This is a genomic window from uncultured Porphyromonas sp., from assembly GCF_934359325.1.
In the GTDB taxonomy this organism is placed as follows: domain Bacteria; phylum Bacteroidota; class Bacteroidia; order Bacteroidales; family Porphyromonadaceae; genus Porphyromonas_A.
Genome location: NZ_CAKRLH010000203.1, coordinates 1 through 2,888, shown reverse-complemented (window position 1 = coordinate 2,888; position 2,888 = coordinate 1). Strand labels below are relative to the sequence as shown.

The following is a 2,888-nucleotide window of genomic DNA, read 5'->3' as shown; positions in this document are numbered from 1 at the left end:
AAGGCAGGAGATGTAGTGATCTTACGCTATCCCTCATACAAGTTCCTCTCCTATCACTTCGGGATGAATATCGTGGAGACCACCGTCAAGGGCGGGATCCCCTACCACAACTAATCGACTACATTTATAATGAAACTAATAGATATGACCGTCGCCGGCTTCATCGATGAGCTGGCAAGTGACTCTCCCGCCCCCGGTGGTGGTAGCGTCTCCGCCCTCAATGGCGCCATCGCTGCTGCTCTTACCTCTATGGTGGGCAACCTCACCATCGGCAAGAAGAAGTATGCCGATGTCGAGGAGGAGATGCGCGAGATCGTTTCTCGTGTCTCTGAGATACAGAAGGAGCTGCTCGAGGCTGTCGATAAGGACAGTGACGCCTTCAACGTTGTCTTTGCAGCCTTCAAGTGGCCCAAGGAGACGGAGGAGGAGAAGAAGGCGCGCTCCGCTGAGATCCAGCGAGGCACTAAGATCGCAGCAGATGTGCCGATGAGGGTGGCCGAGAAGGCTGCTGAGCTGATGCCCCTAATCGAGAAGGTGATCATGAAGGGAAACCAAAACTCGATCACGGACGCCTGCTGCGCCATGATGGCCTGCCGCTATGCTGTGATCGGTGCGCTCCTCAACGTCCGCATCAACCTCGGATCCATTAAGGACGAGGCTTTCGTCAAGGAGCATGCCGACCGCGCTGCTGAGCTTGAGCGAAAGGTCAATGAGTCAGAGCAGAAGATCCTTGCTCACGTCTATCAGAATCTCTAACCACACTACAACTATATGAAACTAAAATCAGTCCCCTACTGCACCAAGGAGCATATCACCTACTCAGTCGGTGAGAAGGACATCACCATCGAGGAGATCGAGCGACTCATCACTGCCGAGTCCGTCGAGTATAAGCTCTCCGACGTCGCTAAGCAGCGTATCCAGAAGTGCCGTGACTATCTGGATGAGAAGGTGAAGACCGCCGGTCGTCCCCTCTACGGCATCACCACGGGCTTCGGATCGCTATGCAACATCAGCATCCCATCTGATGACCTGACCGCTCTGCAAGAGAATCTCGTGAAGAGTCACTCCTGTAGCTACGGTGAGGAGGTACCACTTCCGATTGTGAAGATCATGCTGCTCCTCAAGGCGCACGCCCTCTCGCTGGGAAATAGTGGTGTCCAGGTTGCTACAGTCCAGTGCATCATCGATATGCTCAATCACGACATCACTCCGATCGTCTACGATAAGGGCTCTCTCGGTGCTTCGGGTGACCTGGCACCTCTCGCTAAGCTCTTCCTCCCGCTGATCGGCGAGGGTGAGGTGTACTACAAGGGTGAGAAGGTCTGCTCACACAAGGCCTTTGAGGACGCCGGCATCAAGACCATTACTCTCAAGAGCAAGGAGGGTCTGGCGCTGCTCAATGGTACTCAGTTCATGAGCTCCCACGCCGTTTATGCACTCATCATGTGTCGTCGCGCTCTCTACGCTGCCACAGCGATCGGGGCCGTCTCGCTGGAGGCTTTTGACGGACTGCAGGCGCCATTCATTCCTCAGCTCCATGAGGTTCGTCCTCATCCCGGACAGGCTGAGGTGTCTCGCCAGATGAGGACGCTCCTTGAGGAGAGCACCCTTCAGCAGAAGGCGAAGCCGCAGGTACAGGATCCATACTCCTTCCGCTGCATTCCCCAAGTGCATGGTGCTTCGTGGGACTCCTTCACCTACGTCTCTGAGGTGATCACCCGTGAGATCAATTCGGTTACCGACAATCCTACGATCTTCCCCGATGATGACTTGATTGTCAGTGGAGGTAACTTCCATGGTCAGCCTATCGCCCTCGTGATGGACTTCCTGGCAGTCGCTATGGCAGAGCTTGGCAATATATCGGAGCGTCGTACCGCTCAGCTGATCCTTGGACTCAAGGGGCTGCCTGAGTTCCTGGTGGCCAATCCTGGTCTCAATTCAGGCTTTATGATCCCGCAGTACGCAGCTGCTGCTATGGTCAGCCGTAATAAGATGTACTGCTTTGCTGCCTCCTCTGACAGCATCGTCAGCTCCAATGGTCAGGAGGACCACGTCTCCATGGGAGCCAATGCCGCCACGAAGATGCTTCCTCTTCTGGACAACCTCTACGCCATCCTCGGTATCGAGCTGCTGAATGCTGCACAGGCACTCCAGCTGGAGGGCAATCAGGATAAGACCTCACCGAGGCTGCAAAAGCTCTTCCAGGCTTTCCGCCAGGAGGTACCCTTCATCGAGGACGATGTAGTTATGTGCCCGATCATCGACAAGAGTGCTTCCTTCGCTTACAGCTACTGCTTCGCAGAGTTGCAGAAGTAATACTGACCTAATCCTCCATCGTGAGGAGCAAAAAAGACCTCAGATCCTAGTTGAACTGGGATCAGAGGTCTTTTTTGTCCAAAGTCAGGTCCTTCAGAGCATAAGGAAAAAAGGTGAGTCAGAGAGGGTGTTGCCTTTTTTGTTATCTTTGTGGCGATTTTGACGTGACAAGACATTTATATCAATCATCTTATGGATAAAGTAAGTTACTCCCTCGGGCTAAGTCTCGGTAATAATCTCACCAGCAGTGGCATCAAGGATCTCACTGTAGCTGATTTTGTGCGCGGGCTCACCTGCGTCCTCGAGGATGCAGAGCCGGAGATTACCTACGAGGAGGCAGAGGAGGTACTGAAGACATACTTCACCAAGCAGCAGCAAGAGCGCTTCCACGACAATAAGGCAGCCGGCCAGACTTACCTGGAGGAAAACGGTGCACGTGAGGGCGTCGTAACGCTCCCATCCGGAGTACAGTACGAGGTTCTGGTTGAGGGCAAAGGTCCCAAGCCATCCTCCAGCGACACAGTCAAGTGCCACTACGAGGGGGCTCGTATCGATGGTCAGATCTTCGACAG

Annotated in this window: 3 protein-coding genes; all 3 read left to right on the top strand. The window is 54.1% G+C overall.

Going from position 1 to position 2,888, the window contains the following annotated elements:
* Window positions 1-129 precede the first annotated feature (129 nt).
* The gene (locus Q0F21_RS06900; RefSeq protein ID WP_297238576.1) at window positions 130-756 is read left to right on the top strand and encodes a cyclodeaminase/cyclohydrolase family protein; all 627 of its coding nucleotides are present in this window, start codon (window positions 130-132) and stop codon (window positions 754-756) included.
* 15 nt (window positions 757-771) lie between these two features.
* The gene (gene hutH / locus Q0F21_RS06895) at window positions 772-2,316 is read left to right on the top strand and encodes a histidine ammonia-lyase (RefSeq protein ID WP_297238574.1); all 1,545 of its coding nucleotides are present in this window, start codon (window positions 772-774) and stop codon (window positions 2,314-2,316) included.
* 192 nt (window positions 2,317-2,508) lie between these two features.
* Window positions 2,509-2,888 (top strand): FKBP-type peptidyl-prolyl cis-trans isomerase N-terminal domain-containing protein (locus tag Q0F21_RS06890; RefSeq protein ID WP_297238573.1); only part of this gene is annotated, 380 nt, incomplete at its 3' end.